At 73.6% G+C, this 19,007-nt stretch carries 14 protein-coding genes and 1 tRNA gene; 9 read left to right on the plus strand and 6 right to left on the minus strand.

Annotated features, from left to right (window positions below; all coding sequences use genetic code 11):
* Positions 1–319 precede the first annotated feature (319 nt).
* From tmk to IO29_RS08640, 5 genes are all read left to right on the plus strand, one after another.
* Positions 320–3,601, plus strand: coding sequence for a dTMP kinase (tmk, locus tag IO29_RS08620; protein WP_030378628.1), 3,282 nt, complete (start codon positions 320–322; stop codon positions 3,599–3,601).
* Positions 3,602–3,959: 358 nt separating this feature from the next.
* Positions 3,960–5,165: a DNA polymerase III subunit delta' gene (locus tag IO29_RS08625; protein WP_030378627.1), complete on the plus strand. Its 1,206-nt coding sequence runs from the start codon at positions 3,960–3,962 to the stop codon at positions 5,163–5,165.
* 279 nt (positions 5,166–5,444) lie between these two features.
* Positions 5,445–7,088 (plus strand): alpha/beta hydrolase, encoded by a 1,644-nt coding sequence (locus tag IO29_RS08630; protein WP_051707485.1) that lies wholly within the window; start codon positions 5,445–5,447, stop codon positions 7,086–7,088.
* A gap of 121 nt (positions 7,089–7,209) precedes the next feature.
* Positions 7,210–7,283, plus strand: a tRNA-Thr gene (locus tag IO29_RS08635).
* A 134-nt stretch (positions 7,284–7,417) separates the two neighbouring features.
* Positions 7,418–8,140, plus strand: a complete 723-nt coding sequence (locus IO29_RS08640; RefSeq protein WP_158709307.1) for a hypothetical protein — start codon at positions 7,418–7,420, stop codon at positions 8,138–8,140.
* Positions 8,141–8,188: 48 nt separating this feature from the next.
* Here the strand turns inward: IO29_RS08640 and IO29_RS08645 are convergent, their stop codons facing one another.
* A complete protein-coding gene (locus IO29_RS08645) occupies positions 8,189–9,640 on the minus strand; it encodes an MFS transporter (RefSeq protein WP_234307447.1) in 1,452 nt (483 codons plus the stop codon).
* Between the two features lie 94 nt (positions 9,641–9,734).
* Here IO29_RS08645 and IO29_RS08650 point away from each other — a divergent pair, with 94 nt between their 5' ends.
* Positions 9,735–10,481: a TetR/AcrR family transcriptional regulator gene (locus tag IO29_RS08650; RefSeq protein WP_030378623.1), complete on the plus strand. Its 747-nt coding sequence runs from the start codon at positions 9,735–9,737 to the stop codon at positions 10,479–10,481.
* Between the two features lie 90 nt (positions 10,482–10,571).
* Here IO29_RS08650 and IO29_RS08655 read toward each other — a convergent pair whose 3' ends face one another.
* The gene (locus tag IO29_RS08655) at positions 10,572–11,669 is read right to left on the minus strand and encodes a fatty acid desaturase family protein (protein WP_030378622.1); all 1,098 of its coding nucleotides are present in this window, start codon (positions 11,667–11,669) and stop codon (positions 10,572–10,574) included.
* Between the two features lie 223 nt (positions 11,670–11,892).
* Between IO29_RS08655 and argG the strand changes: the two genes are divergently transcribed.
* Positions 11,893–13,341 (plus strand): argininosuccinate synthase, encoded by a 1,449-nt coding sequence (gene argG, locus IO29_RS08660; protein WP_030378621.1) that lies wholly within the window; start codon positions 11,893–11,895, stop codon positions 13,339–13,341.
* Between the two features lie 49 nt (positions 13,342–13,390).
* On the opposite strand, the gene IO29_RS08665 is transcribed toward argG, so the two are convergent.
* Positions 13,391–15,064: a bifunctional 3'-5' exonuclease/DNA polymerase gene (locus IO29_RS08665; RefSeq protein WP_030378620.1), complete on the minus strand. Its 1,674-nt coding sequence runs from the start codon at positions 15,062–15,064 to the stop codon at positions 13,391–13,393.
* 146 nt (positions 15,065–15,210) lie between these two features.
* Positions 15,211–15,537, minus strand: coding sequence for a hypothetical protein (locus tag IO29_RS36420; RefSeq protein WP_420705360.1), 327 nt, complete (start codon positions 15,535–15,537; stop codon positions 15,211–15,213).
* A gap of 9 nt (positions 15,538–15,546) precedes the next feature.
* On the opposite strand from IO29_RS36420, the gene IO29_RS08670 reads away from it, so the two are divergent.
* Positions 15,547–16,689, plus strand: a complete 1,143-nt coding sequence (locus tag IO29_RS08670; protein ID WP_030378619.1) for a DUF2786 domain-containing protein — start codon at positions 15,547–15,549, stop codon at positions 16,687–16,689.
* 146 nt (positions 16,690–16,835) lie between these two features.
* Here the strand turns inward: IO29_RS08670 and IO29_RS08675 are convergent, their stop codons facing one another.
* Together IO29_RS08675 and IO29_RS08680 are read right to left on the minus strand one after the other, a co-directional pair.
* Positions 16,836–17,489 carry a DUF4232 domain-containing protein gene (locus IO29_RS08675; RefSeq protein WP_234307446.1) on the minus strand — a complete coding sequence of 218 codons (654 nt, stop codon included), beginning with the start codon at positions 17,487–17,489 and terminating at the stop codon, positions 16,836–16,838.
* 49 nt (positions 17,490–17,538) lie between these two features.
* Positions 17,539–18,051 carry a hypothetical protein gene (locus IO29_RS08680; RefSeq protein ID WP_030378617.1) on the minus strand — a complete coding sequence of 171 codons (513 nt, stop codon included), beginning with the start codon at positions 18,049–18,051 and terminating at the stop codon, positions 17,539–17,541.
* Positions 18,052–18,606: 555 nt separating this feature from the next.
* On the opposite strand from IO29_RS08680, the gene IO29_RS08685 reads away from it, so the two are divergent.
* On the plus strand, positions 18,607–18,864 hold the full coding sequence (locus IO29_RS08685; RefSeq protein WP_030378616.1) for a DUF397 domain-containing protein: 258 nt from the start codon (positions 18,607–18,609) through the stop codon (positions 18,862–18,864).
* Positions 18,865–19,007 lie beyond the last annotated feature (143 nt).

Genomic DNA, 19,007 nt, shown 5'->3' on the forward strand with positions numbered 1-19,007 from the left:
GCCGGGCGCCGCGTCCCGGGCGTGTCCGGCCCGGTGTCGCGTCCCGGGCGTGTCCGGCCCGGTGTCGCGTCCCGGCCGGGTCGGGCCCGGCCTCACGTTCTGGCAGTGCCCGGCCCGGTGACGGGTTCCGGTCGCGTCCGGCCCCGGCGCCACGCCCGGGCCGGAGCGTCCCGACACGGTAGGCCGTATGCCTGACACCTCGTCAGAACCCCGTGTTCGGCGAGGTGTTCGGCATATGTGAAGGTATGTAAATGCGAAGGCCGTGCGTACGTTCGGGTGGTTGCTTCGGGGTGTCGGTGGCTGCGGATAGTCTGAACGCATGACGCGAGCCGAGCAGCCAACGGCCCCCACCACGGCCCCCGAGGCCCCGGACGACGCCCTGGTCGCCGACTCCCGCGAGCGCGCCGTACGGGCGCTGCTGCGCAGGCCGCAGCTGAGGCGGCTGTGGAGCGCACAGCTCGTGGACGGAGTCGGGGACGCCCTGGGCCTGCTCGTCCTGGTCGTCCTCGCCCTCCAGGCCGCGGTCCTGCACAGCTCCCTCGGCGGCGGCTACCGCGGGGTGGCGTTCGCCGTCGCGTGCGTCCTGGGCGCGCGGATCCTGGCGACGCTCCTCTTCGGCGCCGTCCTGCTCGGCCCGCTGGCCACGCTCACCGCGCCGGACGGCCCGCTCGACCGCCGCTGGGCCATGGTCGGCGCGGACGGACTGCGGGCCGCGCTGATGATCGTCGCCCCGCTGTGGATCGACTGGACCCCGGACAACGCGCTGCTGCTGCTCCTGGTGACCGCCTTCGTCGGCGGCGTCGCCGAGCGGTTGTGGACGGTGTGCAAGGAGAGCGCGGCGCCCGCCCTGCTGCCGCCGCCCCCGCCGGAGGGCGCCTCCGTGCGCCCGCTGCCCGACCACATGGACGCGCTGCGCCGGCTGTCGCTGCGCACGGGCTTCGTGTCGGTGCCGGTGGCGGCGGCCACGCTGGTCCTCGCCGGGCTGGTCAACAACCTGCTGGGCGCCGGGATCGAATGGTTCGCCCAGCACCAGGCCGCGCTGGCGTCGTACGTCACCGCGGGCCTGTTCGCCGCCGCCCTCTCCGTGCTGACGGCCCTGGAACTGCCCGGCACCCGCACCCCGCGCGCGCGGTCGCCGCTTGAGGGGCTGCGCCGCCCGAGGGCGGGCGGCGGTCCGGACAAAGGCGTCGTGCCCGACAAGGGCCGCACCGGTGTGCTGCCGCTGCTCGTGCTGGCCTGCGCCTCGGTCGCGGGCGCCATAGCGGCCGCCGTCGCCGTGAGCGTGCTGCACGCCAGGGACCTCGGCGGCGGCCCCGTGCTGTACGGGCTGCTGGTGCTCGCCGTCACCGGCGGCGTGGTCGTCGGCATCCGTACGGCGCCCGGGCTGCTGCCCGCGCTGTCCAGGCGCCGGCTCCTCGCGCTGGCGATCGCCTTCACCGGGCTGGCACTGCTGGCCGCCGGGCTCGTCCCGGACGACACCACCGTGCTGCTGCTCGTCGCCCTGGCCGGCATCGGCGCCGGCGTCGCCGCCAATACCGGGCACACCCTGCTCGACCAGGAGACCGAGGACCAGCGCCGGTCCCGTACGACCGAACACCTGCACGCGGTCGTACGGGTGTTCGTCACGCTCGGTGCGCTGCTTGGCCCGCTGGTGGCGGCCGGTATCGGACCGCACCGGCTGGTCAACGGCAAGTTCGTCTTCGCGCACGGCGGCGCCGCCTTCACCCTGATGCTGGTGGGCGCGCTGCTGCTGCCGGTCGCCGCCCTGGTGCTCGCCAAGGTCGACGACCGCTCCGGCGTCCCCCTGCGGCTCGACCTGCGGGACGCGCTGCGCGGCGGGGACGACCCGGTGCAGAGTCCCGCGACGAACGGTTTCTTCCTCGTCCTGGAGGGCGGCGACGGCGCCGGGAAGTCGACGCAGGCGGAGGCGCTCGCCGAGTGGATCCGCGCCAAGGGCCACGAGGTGGTCCTCACCCATGAGCCGGGCGCGACCCCGGTCGGCAAGCGGCTGCGCTCGATCCTGCTGGACGTCTCCAGCGCCGGACTCTCGCACCGCGCCGAGGCGCTGCTCTACGCCGCAGACCGCGCGGAGCACGTGGACACCGTCGTACGGCCCGCCCTGGAACGCGGCGCGGTCGTCATCTCCGACCGGTACATCGACTCCTCCGTCGCCTACCAGGGGGCGGGCCGCGACCTGTCCCCGACGGAGATCGCCCGCATCTCGCGCTGGGCGACCAACGGCCTCGTACCGCACCTGACGGTGCTGCTCGACCTCGACCCGCAGGCCGCCCGCGAGCGGTTCACCGAGGCGCCCGACCGGCTGGAGTCCGAGCCCGCCGAGTTCCACGCGCGCGTGCGGGCCGGTTTCCTCACGCTGGCCGCCGCCGACCCCGGTCGCTATCTGGTCGTCGACGGCGGCCAGGAGCCCGAGGCAGTTACGACGGCCGTACGGCACCGGCTCGACCGGATGCTGCCGCTGTCCGAGGCCGAGGTGAAGGCCCAGGAGGAGGCGCGCCGCAAGGCCGAGGAGGAGGCCCGGCGCAAGGCGGAGGAAGAGGCGCGGCGCAAGGCCGAGGAGGAGCGCAAGGAGCGCGAGCGCCAGGAGGAGCTCGCCAGGCTCCGTGCCGAGGAGGAGGAGCGCAAGCGCCGTGAGCTGGAGGAGGCTCAGCGGCGCGAGGCCGAGCGGCAGGCCGAGGAGGCCCGGCAGCGGGCGGAGGAGGCGCGCCGCAGGGCCGAGGAGGAGCAGGCCCGGCTGCTCGCGGAGGAGAAGGCGCGCGCCGAGGAGGAGGCCCGCCGCAAGGCGGAGCAGGACCGGCTGCGCCGGCAGGCCGAGGAGGAGGCGCGGCTGCGCGCCGAGGCCGAGGAACGGCGCCTGGAGAAGCAGCGCAAGGCCGAGGCCGCGCTGCTGCGGGCGGAGGAGGCCCGCCGGGCGGCGGAGGCGGCGGCAGCGGCCGCCGCGGCCGAGACCGCGGCGCGCAACGCGCGGGCCGCGGAGGAGGAGCGCGCCGCGGCGGGTCCGGCGGCCGCGGCGGAGACCGTACCGACGCCGATGGTCACCCCGACCAACGCCACGGGCGGCCCCGTGGACGAGACGGCGGTCCTGCCCCCGGTGACCCCGGACGGCCCCGACGCCGAGACGACCACACAGCTCCCCCGTCCGACGGGCCCGGAGACACCGGCGGACGACGAGACGACGGTGCTCCCGGCGGTCACCCCGGGCGCGGCGGACGAGACGGCGGTACTGCCGCCGGTACGGGACGACGGCGACGAGGGTGACTACGGCGACGAGGCGGACGACCGGGGCGAGGACCCGGCGGACCGCGTCCCGCCGGGCTACTTCCGCGACGAGGACGACGGGCGCGACGGGCGCGGCGAAAGCGATCGCGGCGAACGCACGGAACCGCGCCCCGACGGCCGCGAGGACCGCACCCGCGAACTCCCGCAGGTCCCCGCCGAGGACGCACCCCCACGCCGGGGCCGCCGCACCCGCCGCCGCCCCGACTGGGCCGAGGAAACCCCGCTGGACGACCTCCCCACCCTGGCCGACGAACTCCTGGGCCCGAGGGACGACGAGGAGAACGGTCGGAGGGGCAGGTCGTAGCGGCGCGAGGCAGAGGCGGGCCGTGGACGCTCCGTAAGACGCACGGGGCTCTGCCGTTCCGCGGGTCCGCCGTCGGCTGTACTGTTTCGCGGCCCCGCCGCGTCGCCGCGACCAGCCGCAGCGCCCCCGTCAGGGGCGCGGGGAACTGCGCGACCGGCCACGGCGCACCCGCGGTCGCCGACGCCCCTCACCCACCCGGGCTCTCAGGCGCTCGACGGGGTCGAAGGGGCAGCGCCCCTGGAGGACGGGAAGGGCAGGGGCGGCGGGGGCGAACGACCCCACCCGCACCCCCACTGTCAGTGCCCACCCCCACAATGGGAACCGACACACCTCGCACGAACCCGAAAGGCGGCGGCCCATGCCCGTATGGGACGACCTCGTCGGCCAGGACCGGCTGAGCGCCCAGCTCACCGCTGCCGCCCGCGACGCCGACGCCTTCGTCACCGCCGCGGCGACCAACGCCCCGCTCCCCGAAGCGTCGAGCATGACGCACGCCTGGCTGTTCACGGGCCCGCCCGGCGCCGGCCGCACCCAGGCGGCCCGCGCCTTCGCCGCCGCCCTCCAGTGCGTCAGCCCCGACCGCGCGCTGGGCGGCACCCCCGGCTGCGGCTTCTGCGACGGCTGCCACACCGCCCTGATCGGCACGCACGCCGACGTCACCACCGTCGCCGCCATCGGCGCCCAGATCCGCGCCGCCGACATGCGCGACACCGTCCGCAAGTCGTTCACCTCGCCCGCGAACGGCCGCTGGCAGGTGATCCTCGTCGAGGACGCCGAACGTCTGAACGAACAATCGGCGAACGCGGTCCTGAAGGCCGTCGAGGAGCCCGCCCCCCGCACGGTCTGGCTCCTGTGCGCCCCCTCCGTCGAGGACGTCCTGCCCACCATCCGCTCCCGCTGCCGCCATGTGAATCTGCGCACACCCCCGGTGGACGCCGTCGCGGATCTGCTGATCCGGCGGGACGGCATCGAGCCGGAGATCGCGGTCGCCGCCGCTCGCGCCACCCAGGGCCATGTCGACCACGCCCGCCGCCTCGCCACCGACGAGCGGGCCCGTGCCCGCCGGAAGGCCGTGCTCGCGCTGCCGCTCCGCCTGGACGACGTCGGCGGCTGCCTCAAGGCCGCGCAGACACTGGTCGACGCGGCCGCGGAGGACTCCAAGCAGCTCGCCGAGGAGCGGGAGGCCAAGGAGACCGAGGAGCTGAAGGCGGCGCTCGGCGCGGTCCAGGGCGGCCGACTGCCGCGCGGCACCGCGGGCGTGATGAAGGAGCTGGAGGAGGACCAGAAGCGCCGCAGAAGACGCGTCCAGCGCGACAGCCTGGACGTCGCCCTGCTGGACCTGACCGGTTTCTACCGCGACGTCCTCGCCCTCCAGCTCGGCTCCCGGCTGGCCCTCGCCAACACGGACGCCGAGGACGCGCTGGAGCGGCTGGCCCGCAGCAGCACCCCGGAGGCCACGCTGCGCCGCATCGAGGCGATCGCCGCCTGCCGCGAGGCTCTCGACCGCAACGTGGCACCGCTGCTGGCGGTGGAGGCGATGACGATGGCGCTGCGCGCGGGCTGACACCGGGCGGCTGACGACGGCGATGCGCAGGGGCCGATACCGTCGGCTGACGACGGCGATGCGCAGGGGCCGATACCGTCGGCTGACGACGGCGATGCGCAGGGGCCGACACCGCCTGCTGACGACGGCGAGGCGCGCGGGCCGACACCATCGGCCGACGACGGCGTTGCGCGCGGGGCCGGCACCGGGCGGCCGACGTACGGGTTGACGTCCTCACCCGAAAGGGGACCGTGTGCGACATTCGGTGAGCGATCGACGACGCAACGTTACGCTCGCGGAATGCACCTCAGCCGCCCTCCCGCACCCCGTACCGCCCGTGCCCCCCTGTCCGGTGGCCCCCGCCCCTCCCGCCGGTTCCTCACCCGCGGCACCCCGCTGGCCGCCGCGCTCGCCCTGCTGCTCTCCGCCGCGTGCTCCTCGGGGCACTCGGCGACGCCCGCCGCACCCTCCCCGGCGCAGGCGGCGCCGGCCGCCCTGGCCGCACTGCCCCGCTCCACACCCCCCGCGCTGACCTCTTACTACAGCCAGAAACCGGCGTGGCGCGCGTGCGGTGTCCCCGGCTTCCAGTGCGCCACGGTCAAGGCGCCGCTGGACTACGACAAGCCCTCCGCCGGCGACGTCCGGCTCGCGGTGGCCCGGAAGAAGGCGACCGGTCCGGGCAAACGCCTCGGCTCGCTGCTGGTCAACCCGGGCGGCCCCGGCGGCTCGGCGATCGGCTACCTCCAGCAGTTCGCGGGCATCGGCTACCCGGCCGACGTCCGCGCGCGGTACGACATGGCGGCCGTCGACCCGCGCGGCGTGGCCCGCAGCGAGCCGGTCGAGTGCCTCACCGACCGTCAGATGGACGCGTACACGCAGACGGACGCCACCCCGGACGACCGCGGGGAGACCACGAAACTCGTCGACGCGTACAAGAGGTTCGCGGCGGGCTGCGGCAAGCACGACCCGAAACTGCTGCGCCACGTCTCCACGGTCGAGGCGGCGCGCGACATGGACATCGTCCGGGCCGCGCTGGGCGACAAGAAACTGAACTACGTGGGCGCCTCGTACGGCACGTTCCTCGGCGCCACGTACGCGGGCCTCTTCCCCGACCGCGCCGGACGCCTCGTCCTGGACGGCGCGATGGACCCCTCGCTGTCCGCGCGCGAGCTGAACGAGGACCAGACCGCGGGGTTCGACACGGCGTTCCAGTCCTTCGCCAAGGACTGCGTACGCCGCTCCGGCTGCCCCCTCGGTACCTCGCGCACCACCCCCGCGCAGGCCGGCGACCACCTGGAGGCGTTCTTCCGGCAACTGGACGCGAAGCCCCTGAAGACGGGTGACGCGGACGGCCGCACGCTCGGCGAGTCCCTGGCCACCACGGGCGTGATCGCCGCGATGTACGACGAGGCGGCCTGGCCCCAGCTGCGCCGGGCGCTCACCTCCGCGATGAAGGACAAGGACGGCGCCGCGCTCCTCGCCCTCTCGGACAGCTATTACGAACGCGACGCCGACGGCCACTACACCAATCTGATGTACGCCAACGCCGCCGTGAACTGCCTCGACCTGCCCCCCGCCGTCCGGTCCCCGAACGAGGTGGACAAGGCGCTCCCGGCGTTCGAGAAGGCCTCCCCGGTGTTCGGACCGAGCCTTGCCTGGTCCTCACTGACCTGCGCGTACTGGCCGGTCCAGCCGACGGGCAAGCCGCACCGCATCGAGGCGAAGGGCGCGGCGCCGATCGTGGTCGTCGGCACCACCCGCGACCCGGCCACCCCGTACCGCTGGGCCAAATCCCTCGCCGCCCAGCTCTCCTCCGGCCGCCTCCTCACCTACGAGGGCGACGGCCACACGGCGTACGGCCGCGGCAGCCGCTGCATCGACACGGCGATCAACACCTACCTGCTCCGCGGCACCGCGCCGGCGAACGGCAAACGCTGCACCTGACCGCCGAACCCCGCCCGAATCCGCCCCCGCCCTACGCCCCGGGGGCGGTTCGGACCACCCCCGGAAACTGTGTAGACTTACCGTCGTCGCTGATCGCACCATGGGTGCACACAGCCGACTCGCCGCCTTAGCTCAGATGGCCAGAGCAACGCACTCGTAATGCGTAGGTCTCGGGTTCGAATCCCGAAGGCGGCTCCGACTGGGACCAGGTCTTGCGAGACCTGGCCCTTTGTGCTGTGCGCACTCATGTACTCGGCCACCTCGTCCGGGCGACTGTTGAGTACGGCTACTCATGCCGGCGGGACGGTGCCCGGCGCACGATGCCGTACATGACGCAGTCTCACCCGGCACGGCCCCGCTCGACACAGCCGTACTCCACCCAGCCGTACGCGGCGGCACCGCCGTACCCGGGGCAGCGGCCCAACCGTCCCGGTCGGCGTCGGAAGGTTCTCGTGGTGGTGGCCGGGGCGCTCGCCGGTGCCGCGGTGGTGGTGGCGGCTCTGTGCGTCGGGCGGCTCTGGGAGGGCGATGCCTACCCCGTCGAGGATCCGTCCGCCACGGCCCGGCGGCTGGACGCCCACACCCAGACCGTCTACGACGCGCTCGGTCTGCCGGAAGCCGAACTGGATGCCGAGTGGCCCCGGGACGGCCGGAGGGTCGGCGCCGACTGCGGCTACCGCGGTCTGAAGAACCTCGACAAGCAGTGGAACGACACTCCGCCGAGCATGCCGGGAGTGGTCACCGTGAGCAGTGAATGGGCGTTGAAGGGTGTCGCTCCGGATCGGGCGACGGCGGCTTTGCGCCGGGTACAGAGGCGGCTGACCGAGCGGGGCTGGGACGTCACCGCGTACGAGAGCGCTGGTCACGCGCTCCGTCTGCGCCTGCGGCCTCCCGGCACGGAGGACACCGTGTGGGTCAGGGCGGAGCCCCGTGATCGTCTCGACGTCACCGCGCACTCCGGGTGTGCCCGCTACCCGTCGGACACGCCTGTGAACGAGCGGGGAGAGCCCGCACTTCCCGCGCAGGCGATGCCGGCCCAGTCGCGTGGGTGACGCGTGCTGCCCGTAGCGGCGCGGGGCGAGCGGGACGACGCCCGGGGGTCAGGCGTGGGCGTTCTGGGGGTGTCTTGGCAGGAGGCTCACCAAAGGCAGTGTCAGGAGGTTCAGGGCCGCCGCGACGGCGAACACCAGTTCTGCTGCGGTGAGGGCGGTGTGGGGGGTCAGGTGGCCGGCACGGATGTAGAAGAGCGTGCCCAGGGCGGCGACGCCGAGGGCGCCGGCGAATTGCTGGACGGCGTTGAGGAGGCCCGCTCCGGTGCCGACCTCCTCGGGGGTGGCGTCGCCGATGATGAAGTCGGTGAGCGGGACGAACGCCAGTCCGGAACCGAAGCCCGTCAGCAGCAGCGCGGGGGTCAGCTTCCAGACCGTGATGCCGGTGTCCCAGTGGGCCACGGACCACCACAGGGCCAGCAGTCCGACGGCGGCCAGGGCGAGCCCCAGGTGCAGCGTGGCCCGGCCCAGCCGCTCGGCGAGTACGGCGCCCGCGAGCAGGACGGCGACGGCGGTGCCGAGGGCCCAGGGCAGCAGGGTGAGGCCGGTGCGCAGCGGCGTCCAGTGCATGCCCTGCTGCAACAGCAGGTTGACGACCAGCACGAACGCGCTGAGTGAGGCGTAGAACCCGGCGACGATCGTCAGGCCGACGACGAAACTGCGTCTGCGCAGCAGCGTCGGCGCGACGACCGGGTGTCTGCTGCGCCGCTGCGAGACGGCGAACAGCGCGAACAGCAGGGCCCCGGCGGCCATCATGACGTAGGTCCAGGCGGGCCAGCCCAGCTCGCGGCCCTGGATGAGGGGGACGACGAGCAGGGCCGAGGCCGCGGTGAGCAGGCCGATGCCGGTGAGGTCGAGGCGGGCGTCCGGGTCCTCGCCGCCGTGGCGGGGCATGACCCGGTGGCCGAGCAGGGCGGCGGCGAGGCCGAACGGCACGTTGATCAGGAAGAGGGAGCGCCACTGGCTGCCGAACAGGTCCAGATGGAGCAGCCAGCCGGCCAGGAGGGGGCCGCCCACCATGGTCATGCCCATCAGCGGCCCGACCGGGGTCAGCGCCTTGCGCAGGTGCCGCGGCGGGAACACCACCTTCACCAGGGCCAGGCCCTGCGGGATCATGACCGACCCGCACAGCCCCTGCAACGCCCGGGCGACGATCAGGAAGACCGCGTCCGGGGCGAGGCCGCAGGCCAGTGAGGCCAGCGTGAAGCCGGTCATGCCGAGCAGGAACAGCCGCCGGCGGCCGAGCAGGTCACCGAGCCGTCCGGAGGTGACCAGGCCGAGGGCGAACGTCGCGGTGTAGGCGCTGAGCACCCACTGCACCGTCACCTGGCCGCCGCCGAGGTCGGCGTGGATGGACGGACCGGCGAGGTTGGCGATGCTCGAGTCGATCAGATCCATGAGGTCGGCCAGGACCACGACGATCAGGACCAGCCACGCGGTGCGCGACGGGCGGGGGTCGGAGGGGGTCGGGGGCGCCGGGGAGGAGAGCTGAGAAGTGGACACGAACACTGTTCTACAGAAGAACAGTGTTCGTAGCAACGCGAGCGGCGTTCTCTGTGGCACGGAACACTGTTCGCGGGTTCGTTAGACTGCGCCCATGTCACCGACTCCGCAGGAACGGCGCGCGGCGCGGCACCAGCTCGGCGCCGGCCCGGACGCGCCCGGGGGCCGCCGGGGACCGTCCGGCGGGCGCAAGAAGCCGATCACGGTCGACGCCATCATCGACACCGCGTTCGGCATCGTGGAGCGGGAGGGCTACGAGGCCCTGACGATGCGGCGCGTGGCCACCGCGCTGGAGACGGGGCCGTCCTCGCTCTACGCCCACGTGGTCAACAAGGACGACCTGGACGAGCTGCTCATCGGCCGGCTGTGCGCCGGGATCGACCTCCCCGAACCCGATCCCGCCGACTGGCGGCGGCAGCTCATCGGCGTCTGCACCCAGCTGCGCGACCAGTATCTGCGCTACCCCGGCATCTCCCGGGCCGCCTTCGCCGCCGCCCCCTCCAACCTCGACACCCTCCGCGTCAGCGAGGGCATGCTCGCCCTGCTGCTCGCCGGAGGCATAGAGCCGCAGGCCGCCGCCTGGGCCCTCGACGCCCTGGTGCTCTACGTCAACGCGTACAGCTACGAGGTCTCCCTGGTGAACAGCCGGCTGAGCAGCGGCGACGACCACTGGGTGGTCGGCCGGGACGAACTGCTGCGCCGGTTCGCCGCGCTGCCCGACACCTTCCCGCACACCCGGCGGTACGCCGCCGAGCTCACCGCCGGGACGGTTCCCGACCGCTTCGACTTCACCCTCGGTCTGATGATCGACGGACTCGGGGGCGCGCGGCGCGGTGCGTGAGCCGTGCGGTGGGAGGCGTGAGCCGCGGTGTGTGAGCCGTGCGGCGCGACGGGTGAGCCGCGGTGCGTGAGCCGTGCGGTCGCGGTGCGGTCACTTCTTCTCGCGCTGCCGCCTGATCGGCTCGCCCACCCGGTGCAGATGGGTCAGGGCCTCGCGGTACGACCGGAGCAGACCCGTCTCGTGGTACGGGACGCCGATCTCGGCGCAGTACGCGCGGACGATCGGCTGCGCCCGGCGCAGGTGCGGCGTGGGCATGCTGGGGAACAGGTGGTGCTCGATCTGGTAGTTGAGGCCGCCGAGCATCAGGTCGGTGAACCGGCCGCCGTGCACATTGCGCGAGGTCAGCACCTGGCGGCGGAGGAAGTCGGGGCGGTCCTCGCCGGTGAGGGTCGGCATGCCCTTGTGGTTGGGGGCGAAGACGCAGCCGAGGTAGACGCCGAACAGGCACTGGTTCACGGCGAGGAACGCCAGCGCCCGCCCCGGCGACAGCACCAGGAAGAGGGCGGACAGGAAGGCCGTCAGGTGCAGCAGGAGCAGCGCGGCCTCCAGCGGCCGCTGCTTCATCGACGGTGAGCGCAGCGCCCGCAACCCGGCGACGTGCAGGTTGAAGCCCTCCAGCGTGAGCAGCGGGAAGAACAGCAGCGCCTGGTGGCCGCCGACGAAGCGGGCGAGACCCCGGCTGGAGCGGGCCTGATCGGTGGACCACACCAGGATGTCCGGGGCGACGTCCGGGTCCAGCTCCTCGTGGTTGGGGTTGGCGTGGTGGCGGGTGTGCTTGTTCATCCACCAGCCGTAGCTCATGCCGACGCCGAGGTTGCCGAACAGTCGGCCCCCTATCTCGCTCGGCCGGCGGCGCCGGAAGATCTGCCGGTGCGCCAGGTCGTGGGCGACCAGGGCGATCTGGCCGAAGACGAAGGCCAGGAAGGCGGCGACCGCCAGCTGCCACCAGGTGTCGCCGAGCGCGGCGAAGGCGGCCCAGCCCGCTGCCAGGGCCGCGGTCACCAGGGTCAGGCGCGCGGTGTAGTACCCGGGGCGCCGTTCCATCAGGCCGGCCTCGGCGATGCGGTGGGAGAGGCGGGCGAAGTCACTGCCGGCGCCTGGTTCGGCGGTTCCGGTTCCGCGTTCGGTTCCGGTACCGGCGCCCAGGGGCGGGCCGTGGGCGGGGCGGCTGTCCGTCGGGATCGTCATGCGGTGACTCTACGGACGGACGGCCGGGCGTGGCAGCCTGCTGGGCCCCGTATCCGAGCGGTGCTGTCCCCCGGAGAGGTGAGGGGGTTTTCACCACCATGGGGCTGCTGAGCTGCGGGTATGAGTGTCGGAGAGGACGCGGCGGGCTTCCCGGTCGCCGTCCCGCCGCGCGTCCTGCGTGATCAGAATTGCATGATAATGCGGAGCAGTGCATACTCTTGCTATGTCCAAGGTTCTCACCTCCCTGCCCACCGGCGAGCGCGTCGGTATCGCCTTCTCGGGCGGCCTCGACACTTCGGTCGCCGTCGCGTGGATGCGTGACAAGGGCGCCGTGCCCTGCACGTACACCGCCGACATCGGTCAGTACGACGAGCCCGACATCGCCTCGGTGCCCAGCCGTGCGACGTCGTACGGCGCGGAGATCGCACGCCTGGTCGACTGCCGTGCGGCGCTGGTCGAGGAGGGCCTGGCCGCGCTGGCCTGCGGCGCGTTCCACATCCGCTCCGCCGGGCGCGCGTACTTCAACACCACGCCGCTCGGCCGCGCGGTCACCGGGACCCTGCTGGTCCGGGCGATGCTCGAGGACGACGTCCAGATCTGGGGCGACGGCTCGACCTTCAAGGGCAACGACATCGAGCGGTTCTACCGCTACGGTCTGCTCGCCAACCCGCATCTGCGCATCTACAAGCCCTGGCTCGACGCGGACTTCGTGACCGAGCTCGGCGGGCGCAAGGAGATGTCGGAGTGGCTGCTCGCGCACGGGCTGCCCTACCGCGACAGCACGGAGAAGGCGTACTCGACCGACGCCAACATCTGGGGCGCCACGCACGAGGCGAAGACGCTGGAGCACCTCGACACCGGCATCGAGACCGTGGACCCGATCATGGGCGTCCGGTTCTGGGACCCCGCGGTCGAGATCGCCGCCGAGGACGTCACGGTCGGCTTCGACCAGGGCCGTCCGGTGACGGTCAACGGCAAGGAATTCGCCTCCCCCGTCGACCTCGTCATGGAGGTCAACGCGATCGGCGGCCGGCACGGGCTCGGCATGTCCGACCAGATCGAGAACCGGGTCATCGAGGCCAAGAGCCGGGGCATCTACGAGGCGCCCGGCATGGCGCTGCTGCACATCGCCTACGAGCGGCTGGTCAACGCCATCCACAACGAGGACACGGTGGCCGCCTACCACAACGAGGGGCGGCGGCTCGGCCGGCTGATGTACGAGGGGCGGTGGCTGGACCCGCAGGCGCTGATGGTGCGGGAGTCGCTACAGCGGTGGGTCGGCGCGGCGGTCACCGGTGAGGTGACGCTGCGGCTGCGGCGCGGCGAGGACTACTCCGTCCTCGACACGCGGGGCCCCGCGCTCAGCTACCACCCGGACAAGCTGTCCATGGAGCGGACCGAGGACTCGGCGTTCGGGCCGGTGGACCGGATCGGGCAGCTGACGATGCGGAACCTCGACATCGCGGATTCGCGGGCGCGGCTGGAGCAGTACGCGAGCATCGGCATGGTCGGGACGGACCACCCCGCGCTCATCGGGGCGGCGCAGGCGGCGGCGACGGGGCTGATCGGGGCGATGCCGAGCGGTGGCGCGGAGGCGATCGCTTCGCGGGGCGAGGTGTCGGAGGAGGTCGAGTTGCTCGACCGGGCGGCGATGGAGTCGGGGACGGACTGAGGCTTGGCCGCGGCGGGGGACTTCGCCCCCGCCGCCCCCTGCCGACCCCTCACTTCGCGTCCGCGTAGCACTCCACCACCGCCGTCGTGAACGGCACCCGCACCGGTATGTCGCCGAAGGCGAGGCGGGTGGCCAGGTCGGAAGCCCTCCCGAGCGCGGCCACGACCGTGTCCGCCTCCGCCACCGGGCAGTGCACGATCACCTCGTCGTGCTGGAAGAAGACCAGCTCGGCCGAGAGGCCGGCGCAGGCGCGACGGAGGGCGGCCAGGAGCAGCAGGGCCCAGTCCGCCGCGCTGCCCTGCACCACGAAGTTGCGCGCGAACCGGCCCCGCGACCGGGCGTCGCCGGGGACCCGGCGGCCGTCGCCGTCGGGGTCCTCCTGCGGGATACCCGCCTCCTCCTCCGCGTCGCCGGCTCCCGCCGCAGGCGGGCACGTCCGTCCGAGCCATGTCCGCACCAGCCGCCCCTCCTCGCCCGCGCGGGCCGCCTCGTCGACGTACGCCACGGCCCGGGGGAAACGGCGGCGCAGCGCGGCGAGGTTCTTCAGGCCGTCCCCCGACGTCTGGCCGTAGATCGCGCCGAGCACGGCGAGCTTGGCCTGGGCGCGGTCGCCGGAGAACGCCCGGTCCGACACCGACTGGTACAGGTCGTCCGTACGGCCGGCGACCTCCATCAGCCCCGGATCGCGGGAGATCGCCGCCAGCACCCGCGGTTCCAGCTGCGCGGCGTCGGCCACGACCAGGCAGTGGCCGGGGTCGGCGACCACCGCCCGCCGGATGACCTTGGGTATTTGCAGTGCGCCGCCGCCGTTGGTGACCCAGCGGCCGGTGACCGTGCCGCCCGCGTGGAACTCCGGGCGGAAGCGGCCGTCGCGCACCCAGTCCTGGAGCCAGGACCAGCCGTGGGCGACCCAGACGCGGTACAGCCGCTTGTACTCGAGCAACGGCCGCACGGCGGGGTGGTCCAGGGACTCGAGTTCCCAGCGCCGGGTGGACCGGACCTTGATCCCGGCCTGCGCGAAGGCCCTGACGACGTCGGCCGGCAGATCCGGCCGCACCCGGCGGCCGAACGCCGCCGACACCTCCTCCGCGAGCTCCGCCAGCCGCGTCGGCTCGCCGCCGCCGGGGTACCGCTCGCCGAGCAGTTCCCGCAGCACCTCGCGGTGCACGTCCGCGCGCCAGGGCAGTCCCGCGGCGTTCATCTCGGCGGCGATCAGCATGCCGGCCGACTCCGACGTGATCAGCAGCCGCATCCGGTCCGGCCGGGCGGTGGCGTCGATACGGCGCTGCTGCGCGGCGTAGACCTCGGCGAAATCCTCCAGGGACACCTCTTCGCGTGCGGGGCCCGGGTCGAAGAGGGAGGACTGGGTGCCGGGGTCGGCGGGGCGCGCCGGCGGGTCCGGGGGTACGGCGGTCCCGCGCAGTCTGGCCAGTGCGGCCGCCGCGGACCGGGGCTCGCCGAGCCTGCCCTCGTGGCCGAGCAGAAGCGTCTCGGCGTCCTCCACGTCGTAGCACCGCTCGACGCGCAGGCCGGCGGCGAGCAGGCGCGGGTAGAGCTCGGGGGTCGAGCGCCACACCCAGCGGGTGACCTCCGGGCGGCCGCGGACCGCCGCCGCGAGGTCCGGCTCCCGCCGCACGGGGCCGGCGGGCAGCCCGTCCGGACCGAGGGGGGCGAGGTGCGCGCCGCCGTCCTCGGCTGGGACGAGTGCCCAGTGGCCGGTCATGGTTCCGAGTCTCGCAGGAGGGTCTGACAACGACTTCGGCCGCCGACTGCCGACCGCCGGCCGCCGGCCGTTGACTGCCGGCCCCCGACCGCCGACCGCCGGCCGCTGACCGCCGACCGCCGGGGCCCCGCCCTACGCCTCCTTCGTCAGGGCGGTGAGCTGTCCGGCCACGTACGCCTCCACCGCCGCCTCGCGGACGGCGGCCAGGGTGATGCCTGCGCTCCGCGCGCGCGTCGTGCAGCGGCTGAACCATGGCTGGGGTCGAGGTCCGGGCCCTCCTTGGGCACGAGGCGCTTCTGGGCCGCCTGCCGGGTGACGCCCACGCACCGGCCGATGTCGGTCCAGGGCGCTCCGGACCGCCGTGCCTGGTCCACGAGGTGGCCGATCGGATGGTCGGCCACCTCGTCCAGGTGTTCGGCGGCGAGCATCGCGTCGTGGAGCGGGTCGAGTGCGTTGTCGTACCCCCGTGTCACGATCGAGGGGTGAGTACGCCGACCACCGTCGAGCGCGCCTTCGAGGCCGCGCTGTACGCCGAGACCGACGCCGCCCTCGACGCCGGGGCCTCCCTGCTGGCCGCCGACCCCGCCGCCGACGCCGAACTCGCCCGGCGGGGCGAGGAGTTCGTCGCCGCGGCCTGGCGGCGCGGGTGGCAGCCCGCCGATCTCGTGCGGTACGTCCGCCGCGAGCTGGGCGAGGAGCACATACGGCTGGTGTCGGCGCTGATCCTCGGCGAGGCGGGGGAGCGGCCGACACCGTATGCGCGCTGGGCGGCGCAGCTGGCCGAGCTGGACGGCAGCCCGCCCCCGCGCACCGACCGCTTCTCGCGGGCCACCGCCCTGCTGGAGCTGTACCGGCTGCTGCTCCGGCTGCCCGCCCTGGAGCCGCTGGACCCGCCGCGCCGGGCCGCCGACGCCTCCTCGTCCGGCTCCCGGATACTCGCCCGGATCCGGGCCCTGCTCGCCAAGGCGGAGGCGACCGGGTATCCGGAGGAGGCGGAGGCGCTCAGCGCCAAGGCGCAGGAGCTGATGGCCCGGCACAGCATCGACGAGGCCGTGCTCGCGGCCGGCGGCTCCCCCGCGCGTCCCGGCGCCGCGGACGTGCCCGGGGCCTGCCGCATAGGTGTCGATCCGCCGTACGAGACGGCCAAGGCGGTCCTGCTGGACGCGGTCGCCGCCGCCAACCGCTGCCGTGCGGTGTGGCACGAGCAGTTCGGCTTCTCCACGGTCGTCGGGTTCGAGGCCGACCTGGAGGCGGTCGAGCTGCTCCACACCTCACTGCTGGTCCAGGCGACGACCGCGATGACCAGGGCGGAGGCGGCGCAGCGCGCGGGCGGACGGAGGCGGACGAAGACGTTCCGGCAGTCGTTCCTGGCGGCGTACGCGCACCGGGTGGGCGACCGGCTCGCGGCCGCCGTGCGGGAGCAGACGGCCGCGGCGGCGGGGGAGGGCCGAGAGTTCCTGCCGGTCCTCGCGGCCCGGGACGTGGCGGTGACGGAACACCTTGAACAGATGTTCCCCGAGACCGTCACCACCCGGCTGCGCGGTGTCTCCGACGAGGCAGGCTGGCACGAGGGCGCGGCGGCGGCCGACCGGGCGAGGGTGGAGCGGCACCGGCCACTGCGCTGACGGCCGACTGGCTGGGCTGACGGCCGACTGCCGCACCCACGGCCGATTGCCGACTGCCGTACCGACGGCCGACTGCTGCACCGACGGCCGGCCGCTGCGCCGACGGCAGTGTTCCGGCCGTCCGGGACGGTCCACGGTCCCGTCGTTCAGTCCCCTGCCGTCTGGAAGGGGGTCACCGTGACGTCCAGGCCCGAGCCCTTCTCGGCGATCACGCCGTAGGTCCACTTCGCCGTCTTGTCGCCGGAGTCGCCGGGCAGCGAGAACCGCAGGGTGTCCGCGGCGCCCTTGCCGTCCGCCTCGCCCCGTACGTAGGTGAGGGTGAACGTCGCCGACTCGTCCTGGTGCAGGGTCAGCTTCGTGGGCTGCGCCGACTTCTCCTCGGCGACGGTCCACGAGGTGCTGCCGGCCAGCAGCGTCACCTTGGGGAAGCCGTCGAGTGTGCAGGTGCCGGCCTTGGTGTGGGTCAGGGTGACGGGGAGGTTGCCCGTGTCGCCCACGGCCGGGGCGGCGTTGGCCGGGCCGACCTCGATGTCGAGCCCGGTCAGGGCGCAGGCCTTCGCGTCGGCGGCGGCCGTGCTGCTGCCGTTCTTGCCGCCGGTGGCGGTGGCGGTGTCGGTGCCTTTGCCGGTACCCGAGTCGTCGCTGCTGCAAGCGGTCAGGGCGAGGGCCGCCGCGAGGGCGGTGACGGCGAGGGGGAACGTGGCGCGCATGAGGTCCTTCAGCGGTTCGTGACGGTGGCACGGACGTTCGTGCCGGTGCGTCGGGATCACGATCATCGTGCAGGCGCGTACGTCGTGCACGCGCGCCCCCGGCGTACGTGCGGGGCCGCGACCCGGGCGGGCCCGAGGGCTACGACCCCGGCAGGCCCGATGTCGGGAAGCCGCTGGGCAGGTGGGTGCCGTCGGACTTCTGGTACGTCTCCGTGCCCGCGTCGCCCTTCCAGGTGACCTTGAGGGTCTTCGAGGTCACGGAGTCCACCGTGCCGGTGCCGCGGTCGTTGTCGGACGCGCCCTGGCAGTCGGGCAGGTGGATCGTCCAGGTGTCCGACGTCTCGGCGGCCGTGCCGCTGCATACGGTGCCGCCCGTGGCGAACAGGGCGGCCTGTTTGCCGGTGACGATGAGGACGACCGCCTTGCCGTCGGTGGTGGTCAGCCAGCTGCCGTCCAGCTTTCCGGGTTTTGTGCCGGGGGAGGGGGAGTCGGTGCCGGAGGCTGCGGTGGAGGTGGAGGTGGTGGGTGTTGCGTCGTCGCCGTCGTTGTCGCTGCTGCAAGCGGTGAGGGTGAGGGCGAGGGTGAGCGCGGCGGCGAGGGTGGTGGCCGTGGTTGCCGTGGTGAGGCGGGTGGGGCGGGGCGCCGACGTCACGTGTGCCTCCAGGGGGTTGCCGGTGCCGGTTTTTGTCGGCGTGGCGGCAAGTTATCAGGAGGGGACGGCGGGGTGGGTGGGGGTGTTGTGGGGGTTTTCGCCCCCGCCGCCCCTACCCTTCCCGTCCCTTCAAGGGGCTCCGCCCCTTGGACCCCGCGGGTTCGTTCTCGGGCGCGGGTGGGTGGGGGCTGGTCGCGCAGTTCCCCGCGCCCCTTGCGGGGCACGGTGGCAGCTCGCGCCCCTCCCCGCGGCGGAGCCGCGTAGACGGCACAGTCCCGCGCCGCTTCTGGGGAACAGGGGTGGGAATTCGCTCGTCTTTGCTTGTGTGGGCGGAAAACTGGCCACTCGTGAGGTGGGGTCGCATGGGGGGCGGGGGGCTGGGCAAACGGTGGGGGGAGTGGTCAGTCAAGGGACCGTAAAAGCTGTAACCGCAGGAACACCCCGCGTGCACGTGCATCTGCTCATGCATCCGCAGGTGAACGGGGCTATGATCCGGGGCAGTTGACCACTGCATCAATGGCCACATCAGCCAATGCACCACCCGGGGAGCGACCTGTGGACCACGACGTGTGCGACGTGGATGACGTGTACAACGGCATGGCTGCGACCGAGTTGTCCGGAGCGGCCTGGCAGAAGAGCCGGCACAGCAACTCGCAGGGCTCCTGCGTGGAGTTCGCCCGGCTGCCGGGCGGTGACGTGGCCGTACGGAACTCGCGGTTCCCGGACGGACCCGCGCTCGTCTACACGCGCGCCGAGATCGAGGCCATGCTGCTGGGCGTCAAGGACGGCGAGTTCGACCATCTGATCGTCTGACACGCGTCGCATCGTGTGACACGCGTCAAGTGGACGCGAAAAGCGCGGAAACGGAGCGACGGGCTTCGTGAGCCCCGTCGCCCCGTCGCCCCGTTCCACGCCGAAGCGTCGAAGCGCTTCCGCGCCCCGGTGTCTGCTCGGCC

Origin of the sequence: Streptomyces sp. NRRL F-6676, assembly GCF_000725625.1 — a bacterium.
GTDB lineage: Bacteria > Actinomycetota > Actinomycetes > Streptomycetales > Streptomycetaceae > Streptomyces.